Genomic DNA, 17096 nt, shown 5'->3' with positions numbered 1-17096 from the left:
CCCGATCCACCAGATGATCCGAAAACCGCTGGCCAAAAAACTGAATGTTTTCAGGCGGGTTTGACGACTGGCTTGCGCTTCAACATCAGGGCTGCGGCCGCCACGGCCTTCAGTCCGAGCGGGCGGTAGTGGCTTTTGAGGTCCGGCTTCGCCTGCGGCTGTGCCTTCGTCTCGTTCGTCATTTCTCTTCTCCATAATTCACGCCTTTCGCCTGTGCGAAGCGTGTGAAGCCCCTTTTTCGGGGGTAATCTTGACGGATTCGAGGCGAATAAAAACGAAGCCGGCTTTTGGGGATGCGACATTTTGCGCCACATCCGCCGGCAAGGTCCTGCGGGAAAAATAAACCTATGGTTTCAAATACCGCGATCGAGGCCGTTTCCGCCATTCGCATCATCATGCGCGTCTTCTTCGATGGTCAGCGTGCCGTAGCGGCGGTGCCACAGGCGGGCGCTGATGGGAATGAAGACGAGGTAGGCGGCAACCGTCAGAACCAGCACTTCCCAGGTGAAGCTCATCAACATCGCCACATAAAGCACGACGACGAGGATCATCGGTAGCACCAGATCGCGGCGAATGCGGCTGGTGCCTGATTTTCCCGACCAGACCGGCAAACGGCTGATGAGGAGGTAACCGATCAGTACGGTATAGGCGGCGGCGACGTAGGCGAAGGGCTTGTCCGGCTCCACGCCGAGGAAGCCGAGATAGACCGGCAGAAGCACCAGCATGGCGCCCATGGGAGCCGGAACACCCACGAAGAATTCGTTCTGCCAGGGCGCTTTCACCGGTCGTTCGATCATCACGTTGAAGCGTGCCAGGCGCAGGCCGGCGGCAATGACATAGATAAGCGCGGCGATCCAGCCGATGGAGCGTGCCTGATCGAGCAGATAGGCATAGACCACCAGGGCAGGGGCGACACCGAAATTGACGATGTCCGCCAGACTATCCATCTGTTCGCCGAATTTGGATGTCGCCTTCATCATGCGGGCGATGCGCCCGTCGATGCCGTCGAGGAAGGCGGCGAGCAGCACCATGCCGACGGCCAGCTCAAAGCGGCCTTCGATGGCGAGACGCACGCCGCTCAGGCCCGCACAGATGGCCAGAACGGTGATGAGATTGGGTATCACGAGGCGGAAGGGAATTTCCCGCAGGCGTGGTCCCCGGCCGCTATCCTTGCGGCTCTCCTGTTTTCCGTTCTGTTGCGGCTCGACGATCGGCGTTTCCATGGCGTATGCCCTTCCTGATTGTCATCAGCCGCGGCGGCTGATGACCGGGCCCTTGGCGGAGCCGAATTCGGCAAGTACGGTTTCACCGGCAATCGCCGTCTGGCCGACGGAAACGCGTGGCTGGAAACCTTCCGGCAGGAAGATGTCGAGACGCGAACCGAAACGGATAAGGCCGAAACGCTCACCGGCATCAACAGGTTCATTCGGCTTGACCCAGCAGACGATACGGCGGGCAACCATGCCGGCGATCTGCACCACGCCGACCTTGCCATGCGCCGTCTCGATGACGAGACCGTTGCGCTCATTGTCTTCGGAAGCCTTGTCCACTTCCGCATTGAGGAAGAGGCCGGGGCGATAGGCGACATTGACGATGCGGCCGCGTACCGGGGCGCGGTTCACATGGCAGTTGAACACGTTCATGAACACCGAGATGCGCACCATCGGCTCCTTGCCGAGTTCCAGCTCCAGCGGCGGAACGACGGTCTGCACGGCGGAAACCTTGCCGTCGGCGGGGCTGATGATCAGGTCGTCATCCTGTGGTGTAACGCGCTCGGGGTCGCGAAAGAAATAGGCGCACCAGGCCGTCAGCACGAGACCGACCCAGAATAGCGGTTCGGAAATCCAGCCGAGCACCAGCGACGCGACGAAGAAGGCGGCGACAAAGACGTAACCTTCCTTGTGGATCGGTACGATGGTGTTGCGAATGGTGTCGAACAGACTCATGAGATTCCTTGCTCCGGTTTCCGTTGTCGCGTCTATATGTGGTCGTGATACGACACGATCCACACGGCAATGCGACAAATTTTGCCTAGCTGGTTACAGCCAAACGACCCGCCCGGCAATGGCCCGGCGGATCTGCGATCCCGGTTCCCCGGGGTTTATGCCCGTCAATGCGCCGGTTCGCCGCGGTCCACAACGCCGAGATCGTCGGTTTCGCGAACATGGCGCAGCATCTCTTCCGCCCGGATGGCTTCGCGCTGGCGGCTCCACATCGAGGCGTAGAGGCCGTTCTGCGCCATCAGCGAAGCATGTGTTCCACGCTCGGCGATCTGGCCTTCCTTCAGCACGATGATTTCGTCCGCGTGGATGACCGTGGAAAGACGATGGGCGATGACCAGTGTGGTGCGGTTTTTCGAGACGATGTCGAGCGCGCTCTGGATTTCCTGCTCGGTATGCGTATCGAGCGCTGAAGTCGCCTCATCGAGAATGAGGATCGGCGGGGCCTTGAGGATGGTCCGGGCAATCGCCACGCGCTGCTTTTCACCACCCGACAGTTTCAGGCCCCGTTCACCGACCATGGTGGCGTAACCCTCCGGAAGCTTGCCGATGAAGGCGCTGATCTGCGCCGCATCCGCTGCGGCCATGACATCCTCCTGCGTTGCCGAGGGGCGGCCGTAGCGGATGTTGTAAGCGAGCGTGTCGTTGAACAGTACGGTATCCTGCGGTACCATGCCGATCACCGAACGCAGGCTCTTTTGCGTCACGTCGCGAATATCCTGCCCGTCGATTGTGACGGCGCCTTCCTGAATATCGTAGAAACGATAAAGCAGCCGCGAGATCGTCGATTTTCCTGCCCCCGAGGGCCCGACGATCGCCACCGTCTTGCCGGCGGGGACATCGAAGGAAACGCCCTTCAAAATCGGCCTTTCCGGATCATAGGCAAAATGCACGTCGCGGAACGAGATGGCGCCGGGGCCGGCGCCAAGCGGTTTCGCATCCGCCTTGTCGGTAACCTCGGCCTCGACCTCGAGAAGGTCGAACATCTGCTCTATGTCGGTCAGACCCTGGCGGATTTCGCGGTAAACGAAACCGATGAAGTTCAGCGGCACGGAAAGCTGCAGCAGCAGCGCATTGACGAAGACGAAATCGCCGATGGTCTGTTCGCCGCGCTGCACGGCCAGCGCCGACATCACCATCATGACGGTGGAACCGATGCCGAAGATCACACCCTGGCCGAAGTTCAGCCAGCCGAGCGATGTCCAGATCGAGATCGCCGATTTTTCGTAACGCTCCATCGCAACGTCGAAGCGCTTCGCCTCCATCTCCTCGTTACCGAAATATTTGACGGTCTCGAAGTTCAGAAGCGAGTCGATTGCCTTGGTATTGGCGTCGGTGTCGCTGTCATTCATGGCGCGGCGAATGGAGATGCGCCAGTTGCTGGCTCGCACGGTGAACCAGATATAGGCCCAGACGGTGATGACGGTGACCAGCACATAGGAAAAACCATATGACGCCCAGAAAATAACAGCCGTCAGCAGGAATTCGATGAAGGTCGGCGCGGTGTTGAGAATGGTGAAACGGACAATGGTTTCGATGCCCTTGGTGCCACGCTCGATAACCCGCGAAAGCCCGCCGGTCTTGCGTTCCAGATGGAAGCGCAGGGAAAGCCGGTGCATGTGCACGAAGGTTCTGTAAGCGAGCTGGCGCACGGCATGCTGGCCGACGCTGGCAAACAGCGAATCGCGCAGCTGGTTGAGCCCGACCTGTATCAGCCGCGTCAGATTATAGGCGATGACCAGAGCGACCGCGCCGAGCAGGAAGGCCGGAACCAGCCCTGCCATGTCCAGTCTGCCGTTCAGCGCATCCGTCGCCCATTTGAAAAAATAGGGGACGAGGATCAACACCAGTTTGGCGACAACTAGGAACACGGTGGCCCAGACCACGCGCATCTTCAGGTCCAGACGTCCTTCAGGCCACATATAGGGCCAGAGATTGATCAGGGTCTGGGTGGGATTGCTGGAATCCGCCGAAATGGTTTTTTTCTTCGTGGCCATCATTCTCTCCGGTCACTGCCGGAAGCCGACAGCAGGACGGCGGCTTTCGCCGCCGTGCTTGTCACAGGTGGGATTGTCGCGGGTTCACCGCAACCTCTTCAGCGCCTTAAGAGCCGCCCTTCAGCCGTTTGCGGTGAAGTTCCTCCGCATTCGGCAGGGCCTTTTCCGGTACACCGAAAATCTGACCGGGCTCGATGAGATCAGGGTTTTTGATCTGGTCCTCATTGGCGAGGTAGATCGTCGTGTAACGCACGCCCTGTCCATAAACGCGCCGGGAAATCTGCCACAGCGTATCGCCGCGGCGGATGATGACGCTGTTCTGGCTTTCGGCAAGCGGGGCCTGCTCGAAGGTCTGCGGACCGGCGGGCGCTTGCGGCGCGGGCGCGGCTGGCGCGGTAATATGGAGTTCGGTCAACCGGCTGGCAAGCGATGCGATGCCCTTGCCGATGGCCGCCACATCATTCGGCCATGCCTCGACCGATGCCAGCAGATCACGCGCCTTGGCGGTGATGCCACCTGCAAAGGCGGTGAAGGCCGGCTCCGTTGCCGCGGCGGTGCGGAACTCGGAGAGCGATTTCAGGCCAATCACCACCGCGGAGCGGCCGGCAATTGCCTGATCGAGCGCCGGCGTCGCCTGATCCTTGTAGAGAGTGGAAAGAATGCCGAAAGCCTTGGAAACGTCGTCACGCAGCTTTTCAAATGTGGCGCGGTCGCTTGCCGTGCTCTGGTTTTCAGCCGGCGCGACTGCGGTGGCGGCGGGCGAAGCGGTGGGCGCCTGCATGGCAACGGTTGCCTGATCGGTCTGCGGCCGCTCGAAGGGAACACGCACGCGCAGCTTCACCGTGCCGTCGGCATTCAGTTCCTCGACGGTGACGATATGGCTGCCAACGGCAAGATCGACATCACCCTCGACGACGAAATGCCCGGAGGCTTCCGTAACGCTCTTGCCGATCTCCCGGTCATCGACCAATGCGCGCACGGTCGAACCGGCGGGCGCGGAACCCGCAACGAAAATCTTCGATCCTTCAAATTCCACGGCTGTGACCTGAACGGTCGAGGCAGCTGCCTGAGCCGGAACGGAACCGGCAGCAGGGGGAGCCGTCACTCCGGCAACGGCTGCAGGCGTGGTGGCGGCATTGCCGGTTTCGGTGGATGCCGCTGCGGGCTGTCCCGATTGTTCGGTCTGCAGTGCCGGAGGTGCGGCCTCCGGCATCGCCAGCACGCGGCTTGCTTCACCGGGCCTGGAAACCATCGCCAGAAGTTCGCCGGCCTTGCCGTTGGGCACCGAAACGGTTGCCACTTCTTCGGATTGTGTTGCCTTGCCGCTGGTGTCGGTGGAGCGCAGCACCAGCTCATGGTCACCCGGTGGCAGGGGATTGTCGAAAACCGCGGCGAAATCGCCGGTGCCGTCGATGGTGGTCTGGGCGATCACCTTGCCATTGCTGAGAATTTCGAGCTTGGCACCCGGCTGCGCCTTGCCGGCGACCACAGCCGAACCATCCGGCTCGACGCGCAACACGTCAAAGGTCGGTACGCCGGGCGTTGCCTGGGCAGCACCGGCCGGTGCTGGGACGGCAGGTGCGGCGGCGGGCTGTGCCGGCTGCGCTGCGCCATCGTCGGTCCCGGCGAAAACGCCTGCCAGGCGGCGGATCTGGGCTGCGGCCGCTGCCGCATTGTCGGGCAGGCCGCGCAGGAAGGCCGTGGTGCGTTCGGCCGCCGTGCGCGCCGTGGTGATCAGCCGCGACGTCGTTTCGTCCAGAGACTCAGGGATTTCGATATTGGTCAGCTCTTTGAGCGAAGCTTCGACCTTTTTGCGCGCCGCTGCGAAATCGGCGTCGGAGGGAACCTTGCTGTCGGCGAAAAGCGTTGTCAGATCCTTGATCGATTGCGTTGCAGACGCCGCAAGACGTCCCACCTTGTCGGCGATATTGGCGGTTTCCTCGGCGGCGTCGGACAGGATGTCGCCCGCCTTGTCGCCGCCCATTTCCACGCTGTTCTTCACGGCGTTGCCCGCCTCGTTGATGGCGTCACCGATCGGTTTGCCGTCGTTGGAAATCCTCGGCAGGACGAAAAAGATCATGAGCAGGGACGCGATGCCCAGCACGATCAGCGCCAGCAAACCGGCTTTATTGTTTTTCATCCTGGAATCTCCGGGTATTTCAAGCTTTTCACACGAGTTGAGATTGCTAGCGTCTTACCTTGCGCCAGACAAGCGGCGTGTGGCCAAAAGGCCATATTTACAAGGGATTTCCCAAATTTTCTTGACGTGCAGCATCCCGCATAGTTCCTTCCTCTCATGACGGACAAAAATACAGCGATTCGATCCATCTGCGTTTATTGCGGCTCCCAGCCCGGACGTGATCCAGCTCATATGGAAGCAGGCCGCGCGCTTGGGAAATCCATTGCCGAAAACGGCATCCGCCTCGTTTATGGCGGCGGCACCAAGGGCATCATGGGCGCGGTTGCCAGCGGCGTTCTGTCCAATGGCGGCGAAGTAACCGGCATCATACCGGAATTTCTGGTCGATATGGAGGCAACGCGCCATTCTCTCGGACAATTGAACGAGCTTGTCGTTACCAAGGACATGCATGAGCGCAAACATATGATGTTCGAGCGCTCGGATGCCTTCGTAACCCTGCCGGGTGGTGTCGGCACGCTGGAGGAGATCGTCGAGATCATGACCTGGGCGCAGCTCGGCCGTCACGCCAAGCCGATGGTCTTTGCCAATATCAACGGCTTCTGGAACCCGATGCTGGAACTGGTGCAGCACATGCGCGACCAGGGTTTCATCCACCGCGCCCACCTGTTGAACCCGCTTGTCGTCGACGAGGTGAAGGACATCGTGCCCGCCATCATCGACCGGGCGCTGGCCCAGCAGAACCCGGAAGGCGACCCTTCGGTCATTTCCCGCCTCTGACACATGTCGTTCGAGAGCGTTCAGCGGTTTCGGGATAACGGCATGCATTGCGCACCGAAAAATCGTTAATGAACCGCCACGCGGTTCATTATAATTTTAAGTGTATATTAATACAGATTTAACAGCGGCATCGCTCCGCCCGCTCTTTTCATGGCCCCGCGACTGATCCTGTGCCAGCGTCACCAAGGCGTTGGCTGTCGCGGACTCTCGTTTCGCCGCCATGAGATTGGGTGCATCAGGAAATGATTGCTTTTGTGGTGCGGCTTAAAAGCCGGGCGCATTTCATTATTCAGAGAAGCCCGCTGCGGGGCAGGGAAGGCGTGCTTGGCGCCGGTGCCCGCCGCCGGGTGGATACGCGAATGCGGCTGGGTATTCTGATCGCCGTCTTCATCGCCATCTATGCCGTCGTGGCTGCGCGCCTCGTTCAATATGGGCTTGCGGACCCCGTCGCAACCGCCTGGATCAACACCGGCGCCACTGCCGTTGCGTCACGGCCTGATATCGTTGACCGCAACGGCAAGCTTCTGGCCACCGATCTCAACATGGTGTCGCTTTATGCCGATCCGCGCCGGGTGGTCGATCCGGATGAGGTGGTGGAGAAGCTGGCGACCGTCATCCCCAATCTCGACTGGCGCGACACGCACCGCAGATTGCGCTCGGATACCGGCTTCCAGTGGCTGCGACGCCAGCTGACGCCCCGGCAGCAGGCGGATATTCTCAACCTCGGCATACCGGGCATCGGCTTCCGGCCGGAAAAGCGGCGCTTTTATCCGGGTGGCCCCACCGCTTCGCACATTATCGGCCACGTGAATGTCGATAATCAGGGCCTTGCCGGCATGGAGCGTTACCTCGACCAGCAGGGCCTTGCCGATCTGCGCGCCGTGGGTCTTGCCAGCGGCGCGCCACTGGAGCCGGTGCGGCTCTCCATCGATCTCAGGGTGCAGAACATCGTCCGTGAAGTCGTCGTGAAGGCGAAAAGCGCCTATCAGGCCGAAGCGGCGGGCTCAGTGATCCTCGATGTGGAGACGGGCGAGGTGCTGGCCATGGCCTCCGTGCCGGATTACGATCCGAACGAACCTTCCCGCACCCTTGCCGATGGCAGCATCGACAAGGAGTATGAGAAGGGCTGGTTCAACCGGATGAGCAACGCCACCTTCGAGATGGGCTCCACCTTCAAGAGCTTCACGCTGGCCATGGGGCTGGATGCGGGGGCGATAACGCTGAATTCGGTGGTCGATGCGTCGCGGCCGATCCGCATGGGCGGCTTCACCATCAAGGATTTCAAGGGCCGGAACCGGCCGCTCTCCATTCCGGAAGTGTTTCAATATTCATCGAATATCGGCACGGCGGCGGTGGCCGACAAGGTCGGCGTGGAAGGCCACCAGCAGTTCCTGACGAAACTCGGGCTGCTTACCAGAATGGACACGGAAATGCCGGGTGTGGCGACACCCACCCAGCCGAAAAACTGGAAGAAGATCAATTCCGTCACCATCTCTTTCGGCCATGGCGTTGCCACCACGCCGTTGCAGACGGCGGTGGCCGCCGCCGCGCTGATCAATGGCGGAAACCTGATTTCGCCGACCTTCCTGCCACGTTCGAAAGAAGCTGCCGCATCGCTCGCGCGCACCGTCATCAACGACAGGACGAGTGCCGATATGCGTTACCTGTTCAACTGGAACGGTATCAAGGGCTCCGGCCGCGGCGCGCAGGTGGAAGGATTTCATGTGGGCGGCAAGACCGGAACCGCCGACAAGGTGATCAACGGCCGTTACGCCAAGGATATCAATTTCAACGCCTTCGTGGCCGGTTTTCCCATGCATAGGCCGAAATATGTCGTGCTGACGATGATCGACGCTCCGAGGACCGGCGTGAACGGCGGGCGCACGGCGGCCTCCACCGCAGCCCCCATGACCCGCGAAATCATCGCCCAGACGGCGGGCCTTCTCGGCGTCAAGCCGCGTTTCGGTTATGATGCGAACCCGCAATTGCTGGTGGATTATTGACCACCTCTCCTCATTCCCGTGATGAGTAAGGGAACGGGGGGAAGCAGTCTGGATTACCGCTTGAGCCGCATCAGGCTTGAGCCTGTATAGATCGCCAGCGCCACCCAGATCATCGCAAAGGCGGCCATGCGCACCATGTCGAACGGCTCCTTGAAGACGAAGATGGCGATGAGGAAGATCATCGTCGGCGCGATATATTGCATGATGCCGATGGTCGACAGCCGCAGCAGTTTTGCGCCATTGCCGTAGAGAATGAGCGGAACGGCGGTGATCACGCCGCTTGCTGCCAGAAGCCAGGTGTCGGCAGAATTGCCGCCCATGAAATGGGCCTGTCCGCTGAAGCCCAGCCAGGCCATGACCAGCACGGCCGGAATGGACAGGAGCATGACTTCCAGCAGGAAGCCCTGCGTCGCACCAATCGGTAATGTCTTGCGGAAAAAGGCGTAAAAACCCCAGGAGACAGTAAGCGCGATGGACACCCAGGGCAGGCTGCCGGCATGCCAGGTGAGGATCGCCACCGCCACCGCCACGAGGCTGATGGCGGCGATCTGCGCCGGGTAGAGCTTTTCCTTCAGCAGCACGGCACCCAGAAAGATGCTGAACAGCGGATTGATGAAATAGCCAAGTGCGGCATCAAGCGCACGCCCCGCGCCGATCGACCAGATATAGACGCCCCAGTTGATGCTGATGAGGGCGGCGGTGAGGCTCGCCATGGCCAGCATCTTCGGGTTTTTCAGTGCTGAGCGGATTTCCGCCGTGCGCCCGAGCGCAATCAGCACGACCGCCGCGATCGGTACAGACCAGATGACGCGATGCACGATGACTTCGATTGGTGAAATATGCGCAACCGCTTTCATGTAAAAGGGAAGAAAGCCCCACAGCAGATATGCGGAGAGCGCGAAAGCAAAACCGCGCGCGCTGTCGCCGCCCTCTTGGGCCGGGAGCGATTTGTCGAGTGCCATGGGGAGTACCGCCAAAATTGTTCGGATGGCGTTTTATAGCGGATCGCCACAGTGGCGGCCAATTCATTTCCGTGAAGGGTTCATGAGAAAAACTGCATGAATAACAGGCGCTTTGCTCTTGAAATAAGCTGCCATGGTAACCGTCCGGGGGATTCACGCGGGAAATCCCGCGTGATTCATTGTCTCACCCGGCCGTTTCAAGCCGCTGAAAAGACTCTTATTTCCCGGCAAAGTGATCGTTGGCGCGGATCAGCTGGTCAAGAATGCCGGGCTCACTCATCGCGTGTCCAGCCGCCTCGATAATGTGGAAATCCGCCTTCGGCCAGGCCTTGGCCAGCTGCCAGGCATATTTCAGCGGGCAGGGCATGTCGTAACGCCCGTGCACGATGACACCAGGAATATCCTTGAGCTTGCCGGCATCGCGCAGCAGTTGCCCTTCTTCCAGCCAGCCGGCATTAACGAAGAAGTGGTTCTCGATGCGCGCAAAGGCGATGGCATATTTGTCCTCGCCGAAATCCTCGACGCGGTCAGGATCGGTAACGAGCGCGATGGTCGCGCCTTCCCACTGGCTCCATGCCTTGGCGCATTCAAGCTTCTTTGCCTTGTCAGCGCCGGTGAGATAGCGATTATAGGCCTGCATCATCTCGCCGCGCTCAGCTTCCGGGATGGGCGCGATGAATTTTTCCCACTGGTCCGGATACATTTCCGAAACGCCAAACTGGTAGTACCAGTCGAGTTCCGGCCGGGTGACAGTGTAGATACCGCGCAGAACGAGCTCGCTGACGCGGTTCGGATGGGTCTCGGCATAGGCGAGCGCCAGCGTCGAGCCCCAGGACCCGCCGAAAACCAGCCATTTTTCAAAGCCGCAAAGCTCGCGCAGCCTTTCAATGTCGGCGACCAGATGCCAGGTGGTGTTGGCCTCCAATTCCGCATGGGGGATGGAGCGGCCGCAGCCGCGCTGATCGAACAGGATGACATCATACAGCGCCGGATCAAAAACGCGGCGATGCGTGGGGTTCACCCCGCCACCCGGGCCGCCATGCAGGAAAATCGCCGGTTTCGCACCGCGTGTGCCCACCCGTTCCCAATAGATCACATGTCCATCGCCGACATCGAGCATGCCGGTCTCGAAAGGTTCGATCTCGGGGTAAAAGCCGCGCAATTCTTCGGTCATGGGTCACTATCCTCTGGTGGCCATTTGGCCGTGTCTTGGTCCGGATGCTGCCGGCTGTTCACCGGCGCGGGCGCGTCATCCGTTGCAGGTTCCGGCTCGACCGGCAAGCCGTCGAGCTCGGAAAACCAGAGCATCTTGCTGGCAAGATTGGACTGCGCTTCGGGTCTTATCCGCTGCGGCTCATCCAGCGAACCGAGGGTGATATTGATGAAATCGGCCCCCGGCATGTCATAAAAGAGCGGCGTGCCGCAACGACCGCAGAAACCGCGGCGCACATGGTCGGAAGACTGGAACCATGATGCCTCGCCGCGGGTCATCTCAAACTGCGTGAGGGTACTTGCCGCAAGCGGCATGAAATAGTTGCCTGACGCCTTCTGGCACATGCGGCAATGGCACAGATGCGGATAACGCAACCCGCCCTCGATCCGGTAACGCACTGCGCCGCACTGGCATCCGCCGGAAAAGCCCGTCAGTTCGCCCATCAGCGACCTTCTTCCGGCGGCCAGACTTGAGTGTCGTGATCCGGATGCTGATAGGAGTTGATCTCCGCCTCGTCCACGCCCTGATCCACGGCCGGTTTGGAAAACAGCTGCTCGATCCACGGCATGCGCTTGTGAAAGTTGACCTGCACCTGCGGCTCGATCCGCTCCGGCTCATCGAAAGCGCCGATGGCGATCTCCACGCCTCCCGGATAATGGTAGGTCAGCGGCGTGCCGCATTTGTTGCAGAAACCGCGATGGATTTTGGTCGAGGAGCGGAAGAGGGCCGGTTGGCCGCGTGTCCAGACCAGATGCGCCTGATCGGCGCTGACCAGCGCACCGAAGAAATTGCCGAAATGTTTCTGGCACATGCGGCAATGGCAGATGGAGGCCCGGCCAAGCTTGCCCGCATGGAAACGCACGGCACCGCACTGGCAGCCGCCGGAAAAGCCCGCTTCATTCATTTTCCGCTCTCCGGTGGCCAGCTTTCAGTGTCATGGTCGGGATGTTGATAGGAAACGAGATCGGCAAGATAGTCCACCTGCGTCAGGTCGTCCTCGGTGGCGACGGCTGGCAGCGTATGAAGGCTGTCGACGAAATCGATCTTTCGCTCCACACCCCACTGAATGGTCGGCGGCAGCGCGGCGGGATCGTCAAAGGCCCCGGCCGCCACCGCCATGCCATCCGGCGCCTCATAGGTCAGCGGCGTGCCGCATTCCGGGCAGAAGCCGCGCTTGACCACGCTGGAGGACTGGAAGCGCTTCGGCTCACCACGCGTCCATTCGAATTCGACCTCACGCACGGAGACCAGCGGCGCATAATAAGCCCCGAAAGCCTTCTGGCACATGCGGCAATGACAGATCGAACTGTCTTTCAGATCGCCGATGGCGCGAAAACGGATCGCGCCGCACTGGCATCCGCCGGTATGGGTGGTCATGGTTGGTTCTCCTTTACCGTTCGGATAATGTGGAGACAGACATTGTCTATGTCTTTCAGGATATCATCGTTCCAGAAGCGGAGGACGGTCCAGCCAAGTTCCTCAAACGTCTGTGTTCTCTGGTGATCATAGCTTGCCGCAGCATCTTCCGCGTGCTGCAACCCATCGAGCTCGACGATGATCTTATGCGACGGGCAGGCGAAATCAACGATATATCCGGCGACAGGTAGCTGGCGTCTGAAGGCCATACCTTCGAGACGATGAGCGCGGACAGCGTTCCAAAGCTTCAGTTCTGCGTCGGTCATGGCTTTTCGCATCTGCCGGGCATATTCCCGGTGTTTCAGCTCGACCTTGGCGTGGGGCTTACCCCCTCTGCCCTGCCGGGCATCTCCCCCTCAAGGGGGGAGATCAGCAAGACGCTCTACCGCCACTCCACTCTCAAGCTTCGAGATGGGCGAGACCTTGCCGCAGGTCGATCTCCCCCCTTGAGGGGGAGATGCCCGGCAGGGCAGAGGGGGGTGAGCCTCTAGCCGAAGCAGCAAATTACCGCTTCAACTCCCACGTCGTCGTCCGCTCCCCGGTCTCCTTGTCCTTGCCATCCTTCAGCTGAATCCCCTTCTCGGAAAGCTCGTCGCGCAACCGGTCCGCCTCCGCAAAGTTCTTCGCCTTCAGCATCTCAAGCCGCAACTCCACCAGCGCATCGACAGCCGAAACGATGGCCTCATCCACTTCCGCCTTCTTCGGCAAAACGCCGAGCAACGCAGCGCTGGCCGCAAAGGCCGGCAGCCTGGACGGGTCCACATTGGCGGCGTGGGCCAGCGCGTGCAGCGCCTGCACGGCGGCAACCGTGTTGAGATCGTCGGCAAGCGCTTCGAGCACGGTTTCATCCGGTGCCGCCTCTGAGGCATCGGCCGCAGGCCACTTGGAAAGCAGGCGTTCGGCTTCTTCCAGGCGCTTCACCGAAAAGTCGATCGGTTCGCGGTAATGCGTCATCAGCATCGCAAGGCGTAGAACCTCGCCCGGCCATTTCCGGCCGCCGAATTTCTCCGTATGGAGCAATTCGTAGATGGTCACGAAGTTGCCTTCGGACTTCGACATCTTGCGGCCTTCCACCTGCACGAAGCCGTTATGCATCCACACATTGGCCATGACATGCGTGCCATGGGCGCAGCGCGATTGTGCGATTTCGTTCTCATGATGCGGGAAGATGAGGTCGAGCCCGCCGCCGTGAATGTCAAACACCTCGCCGAGGTAGCGACCGGCCATGGCCGAGCATTCGATGTGCCAGCCGGGCCGGCCACGGCCCCAGGGACTTTCCCAGCCCGGCTCATTATGCGACGACAGTTTCCACAGCACGAAATCGCCTGATGTCTTCTTGTGGGCTTCCACCGCAACGCGTGCACCCGGCTGCTGTTCGTCCAGAGGCCGCTTCGAAAGCTGGCCGTAATCGGCCATCGACCGGGTGTCGAACAGCACCTCGCCGCCCGCCGTATAGGCATGGCCGCGGGCGATCAGTTTTTCGATGAGGTCGATCATCTCGGCAATATAATCGGTGGCGCGCGGTTCGACGGTCGGCGGAAGGCAGCCGAGCATGGCCACATCCTCGTGGAACTGGTCGGCGGTCTTCTTCGTCACCGCATGGATGGCGTCGTTCAGCGGCAGATGCGGATAGTCGCGCAGCGCCCGCGCATTGATCTTGTCATCGAGGTCGGTGATGTTGCGGGCATAGGTCACATGGGTCTCGCCATAGACGTGACGCAGCAGCCGGTAGAGAACATCGAACACGATGACCGGGCGCGCATTGCCAATATGGGCAAAATCATAAACGGTCGGGCCGCAGACATACATGCGCACATTATCAGCATCGATCGGCGCAAATTCCGCCTTTTCGCGTGTCAGGGTATTGTGGAATTTGAGGCGCAAGGACATGCGGGTGTTCCCTAAAGGCAGTCAATTGTCCTGACCGGACCGTTTGTCTGTTGGACCTTGCGGGGAGACGAAAACGATCTGGCCGGCGGCGAACCAGCAAAATTTATTCAGCAGCAGGTGCAGATCGTTATTTTCATGTCTTGCCTTATGGCGCGGCGGTGCCGTCCGGTCAAGAGCATCCGTGGTGACTGCATCGGCTCCCAGAGTATGAAATATTCACTCCGGCTGGCGGTAGTCCACGAATTTCCCGTCGCGCACGACAAAGAGCTTGCCGGTCTCGGTAAGCTCCGGCGAGGCAAGCGGAAGAATGGCGGCGGCAACCTCTGACGGATGCGGCACGGTGGCCGGGTCTTCGCCGGGCATGGCCTGGGCGCGCATTGCGGTGCGTGTGGCGCCGGGATTGATGCTGTTGATGCGCAGTGCGCTTTTTTCGGTCTCTGCGGCCCAGGTGCGGGCGAGTGCTTCCACCGCAGCCTTGGAGGTGGAATAGACACCCCAGAAGGGACGACAGCTATGCGCGGCACCCGAAGACAGGATCAGCGCGCGGCCAGCATCCGATCTCAGCAGCAGCGGTTCAACCGAGCGGATCAGCCGCCATGTGGCGGTGACATTGATGGTCATGACCCGCTCGAAGACCTTGGCCTCGATGTGGCCGACCGGCGAGATGACACCGAGAACGCCGGCATTGGCGACCAGAATATCGAGCTTGCCCCAGCGCTCGAATATATTGGCCCCCAGCGCATCGATGGCGTTCATGTCGGAGAGATCGAAGGGAACCAGCGTCGCAGTGCCGCCAACGGCCTTGATGGCGTCGTCCAGCTCCTCAAGGCCGCCGACCGTGCGGGCGCAGGCGATAACATGCGCGCCGGCCTTGGCCAGTTCCAGCGCCGTGAAATAACCGATGCCGCGCGAAGCGCCGGTGACGAGCGCGATCCGGCCCTTGAGATTGATGGTCATGCTGCCCCTCCGAAATGATTGCGCCTCCTTTTACGAAGCCACAGCGGCCGGCTGCAAGCGATTAAATCGTCGCATGGGACGGCCTGAACAAAAGGCAAGAAAAAAGCGGCCCCGGAAGCCGGCGGCCGCTTGTTGTTTCGGGCTATCAGCCGTTGCTGGCCAGCATGGAAATCTTGCTGCCCATCGCCTCGCCATTCTGGTCGAGAAGGCGGGTCGGATAGTCGCCGGTGAAATAATGGTCCGTGAACTGCGGCCGCGCATGATTGCGATTCTCGCCGCCGACGGCGCGGTAAAGACCATCGATCGACAGGAAAGCCAGCGAATCGGCGCCGATGAATTTCGCCATCGCCTCGACATCGGCATATTGGTTGGCGAGCAGCTTGTCGGCGTCAGGCGTGTCGATGCCGTAGAAATCCGGATGGAAAATCATCGGGCTCGCAACGCGGATATGAACTTCCTTGGCGCCGGCTTCGCGGATCATCTGCACGATCTTGACCGATGTCGTGCCGCGCACGATGGAATCATCCACCAGCACCACACGCTTGCCTTCGATCATCGCCCGGTTGGCCGAGTGCTTCAGCTTGACGCCGAAAGCGCGGATCTGCTGCGTCGGCTCAATGAAGGTGCGGCCGACATAGTGGTTGCGGATGATGCCGTATTCGAAGGGAATACCGCTTTCCTGCGCAAAACCGAGTGCTGCCGGCGTGCCGCCATCGGGAACCGGGACAACGACATCGGCTTCCAGCGGTGCTTCCTTGGCAAGGTTCATGCCCATGTTCTTGCGCGTCGTATAGACGTTGCGGCCGCCGACGACGGAATCGGGACGGGCGAAATAGACATATTCGAACAGGCAGAGACGTTCGGGCTGGGGCTTCGACGGCTTGCGCGCATCGATGGTGATCGAACCATCAGGCTGGATTTCGCAGATGATGACTTCGCCATTTTCCACGTCTCGGACGAATTTCGCGCCGATGATATCGAGAGCGCAGGTTTCCGAGCAGAAGATCGGCTTGCCATCAAGCTCGCCCATGACCAGCGGGCGAATGCCGATCGGGTCGCGTGCGGCAATCAGCTTGGTGCGCGTCATGGCCAGCATCGAATAACCGCCTTCCATCTGGCGGATGGCGTCGATGAAACGATCGGCGGTGGAGGAGTGGCGCGAGCGTGCGATGAGGTGCAGCACGACTTCGGTATCCGATGTCGACTGGCAGATGGCGCCGGTGGCGATGATCTGGCGGCGAAGCGTCAGGCCGTTGGTGAAGTTGCCGTTATGGGCAATGGAAATACCGCCTTCTTCCAGTTCGGCAAACAGCGGCTGCACGTTGCGCATCGCCACTTCGCCCGTGGTGGAATAACGGGTGTGGCCAATGGCGATGGAGCCTGGCAGGCGGGCAAGCGTTGCGGGATCGGTATAATGATCGCCGACGAGGCCCATATGGCGTTCTTGATGGAAGCGCTTGCCGTCGAAAGAGACGATGCCGGCCGCTTCCTGGCCGCGATGCTGAAGCGCATGCAGGCCGAGAGCGGTCAGCGCCGAGGCATCGGCATGGCCGAGAATGCCGAAAACGCCGCACTCTTCATGCAGCGTGTCGCCGTCGATCTCTTCCTTGAAAGTGGCCCCAGGAAACTTGGAATGCGAAAGCGGCTCAATCATCCGGCTTGCCCTTGCTCTCTAACGAGAAAAAAGAAAGACCTCTCCGGTGAGCTTGTCTCCCGGTCGGCCTGTCTGTGTCGTGCTTGA

At 60.6% G+C, this 17096-nt stretch carries 16 protein-coding genes; 2 read left to right on the top strand and 14 right to left on the bottom strand.

The window, feature by feature from the left end; all coding sequences use genetic code 11:
* Positions 1 to 50: 50 nt before the first annotated feature.
* The 5 genes from ACQZ5F_RS07940 to ACQZ5F_RS07920 form a co-directional block, all read right to left on the bottom strand.
* Complete coding sequence (locus ACQZ5F_RS07940; RefSeq protein WP_263135246.1) at positions 51 to 182, bottom strand: hypothetical protein; 132 nt, start codon at positions 180 to 182, stop codon at positions 51 to 53.
* Positions 183 to 353: 171 nt separating this feature from the next.
* Positions 354 to 1223, bottom strand: a complete 870-nt coding sequence (pssA, locus tag ACQZ5F_RS07935; protein ID WP_137083930.1) for a CDP-diacylglycerol--serine O-phosphatidyltransferase — start codon at positions 1221 to 1223, stop codon at positions 354 to 356.
* A 24-nt stretch (positions 1224 to 1247) separates the two neighbouring features.
* Positions 1248 to 1982 (bottom strand): phosphatidylserine decarboxylase, encoded by a 735-nt coding sequence (locus ACQZ5F_RS07930; RefSeq protein ID WP_080842677.1) that lies wholly within the window; start codon positions 1980 to 1982, stop codon positions 1248 to 1250.
* A gap of 128 nt (positions 1983 to 2110) precedes the next feature.
* Complete coding sequence (locus ACQZ5F_RS07925) at positions 2111 to 3997, bottom strand: ABCB family ABC transporter ATP-binding protein/permease (RefSeq protein WP_046798783.1); 1887 nt, start codon at positions 3995 to 3997, stop codon at positions 2111 to 2113.
* Positions 3998 to 4103: 106 nt separating this feature from the next.
* Positions 4104 to 6137 (bottom strand): LysM peptidoglycan-binding domain-containing protein, encoded by a 2034-nt coding sequence (locus ACQZ5F_RS07920; protein WP_225339981.1) that lies wholly within the window; start codon positions 6135 to 6137, stop codon positions 4104 to 4106.
* Positions 6138 to 6293: 156 nt separating this feature from the next.
* Between ACQZ5F_RS07920 and ACQZ5F_RS07915 the strand changes: the two genes are divergently transcribed.
* Both ACQZ5F_RS07915 and ACQZ5F_RS07910 read left to right on the top strand, forming a co-directional pair.
* Positions 6294 to 6914 (top strand): LOG family protein, encoded by a 621-nt coding sequence (locus tag ACQZ5F_RS07915; RefSeq protein ID WP_080842185.1) that lies wholly within the window; start codon positions 6294 to 6296, stop codon positions 6912 to 6914.
* Positions 6915 to 7156: 242 nt separating this feature from the next.
* Complete coding sequence (locus tag ACQZ5F_RS07910; protein ID WP_225339980.1) at positions 7157 to 8917, top strand: peptidoglycan D,D-transpeptidase FtsI family protein; 1761 nt, start codon at positions 7157 to 7159, stop codon at positions 8915 to 8917.
* A 53-nt stretch (positions 8918 to 8970) separates the two neighbouring features.
* Here the strand turns inward: ACQZ5F_RS07910 and rarD are convergent, their stop codons facing one another.
* From rarD to purF, 9 genes are all read right to left on the bottom strand, one after another.
* Positions 8971 to 9879 carry an EamA family transporter RarD gene (gene rarD / locus ACQZ5F_RS07905; RefSeq protein ID WP_052820336.1) on the bottom strand — a complete coding sequence of 303 codons (909 nt, stop codon included), beginning with the start codon at positions 9877 to 9879 and terminating at the stop codon, positions 8971 to 8973.
* Between the two features lie 217 nt (positions 9880 to 10096).
* Positions 10097 to 11053, bottom strand: a complete 957-nt coding sequence (gene pip / locus ACQZ5F_RS07900; protein WP_225339979.1) for a prolyl aminopeptidase — start codon at positions 11051 to 11053, stop codon at positions 10097 to 10099.
* Positions 11050 to 11535: a GFA family protein gene (locus ACQZ5F_RS07895; protein ID WP_225339978.1), complete on the bottom strand. Its 486-nt coding sequence runs from the start codon at positions 11533 to 11535 to the stop codon at positions 11050 to 11052. Before ACQZ5F_RS07895 ends, pip begins: the two co-directional genes overlap by 4 nt.
* A complete protein-coding gene (locus ACQZ5F_RS07890; protein WP_046798790.1) occupies positions 11535 to 11996 on the bottom strand; it encodes a GFA family protein in 462 nt (153 codons plus the stop codon). Before ACQZ5F_RS07890 ends, ACQZ5F_RS07895 begins: the two co-directional genes overlap by 1 nt.
* Complete coding sequence (locus tag ACQZ5F_RS07885; RefSeq protein WP_225339977.1) at positions 11993 to 12469, bottom strand: GFA family protein; 477 nt, start codon at positions 12467 to 12469, stop codon at positions 11993 to 11995. Before ACQZ5F_RS07885 ends, ACQZ5F_RS07890 begins: the two co-directional genes overlap by 4 nt.
* Complete coding sequence (locus tag ACQZ5F_RS07880) at positions 12466 to 12774, bottom strand: endonuclease domain-containing protein (protein WP_263647298.1); 309 nt, start codon at positions 12772 to 12774, stop codon at positions 12466 to 12468. Before ACQZ5F_RS07880 ends, ACQZ5F_RS07885 begins: the two co-directional genes overlap by 4 nt.
* 238 nt (positions 12775 to 13012) lie before the next feature.
* Positions 13013 to 14398 carry a cysteine--tRNA ligase gene (gene cysS / locus ACQZ5F_RS07875; protein WP_052820339.1) on the bottom strand — a complete coding sequence of 462 codons (1386 nt, stop codon included), beginning with the start codon at positions 14396 to 14398 and terminating at the stop codon, positions 13013 to 13015.
* A gap of 216 nt (positions 14399 to 14614) precedes the next feature.
* Positions 14615 to 15355 carry an SDR family NAD(P)-dependent oxidoreductase gene (locus ACQZ5F_RS07870; RefSeq protein WP_046798793.1) on the bottom strand — a complete coding sequence of 247 codons (741 nt, stop codon included), beginning with the start codon at positions 15353 to 15355 and terminating at the stop codon, positions 14615 to 14617.
* A gap of 145 nt (positions 15356 to 15500) precedes the next feature.
* Positions 15501 to 17009, bottom strand: coding sequence for an amidophosphoribosyltransferase (purF, locus tag ACQZ5F_RS07865; protein WP_046798794.1), 1509 nt, complete (start codon positions 17007 to 17009; stop codon positions 15501 to 15503).
* Positions 17010 to 17096 lie beyond the last annotated feature (87 nt).

This window comes from Agrobacterium sp. 22-210-1 (genome assembly GCF_053522525.1).
The sequence above is the reverse complement of the archived record's forward strand: the minus strand, read 5'-3'. Positions and strand labels throughout refer to the sequence as shown.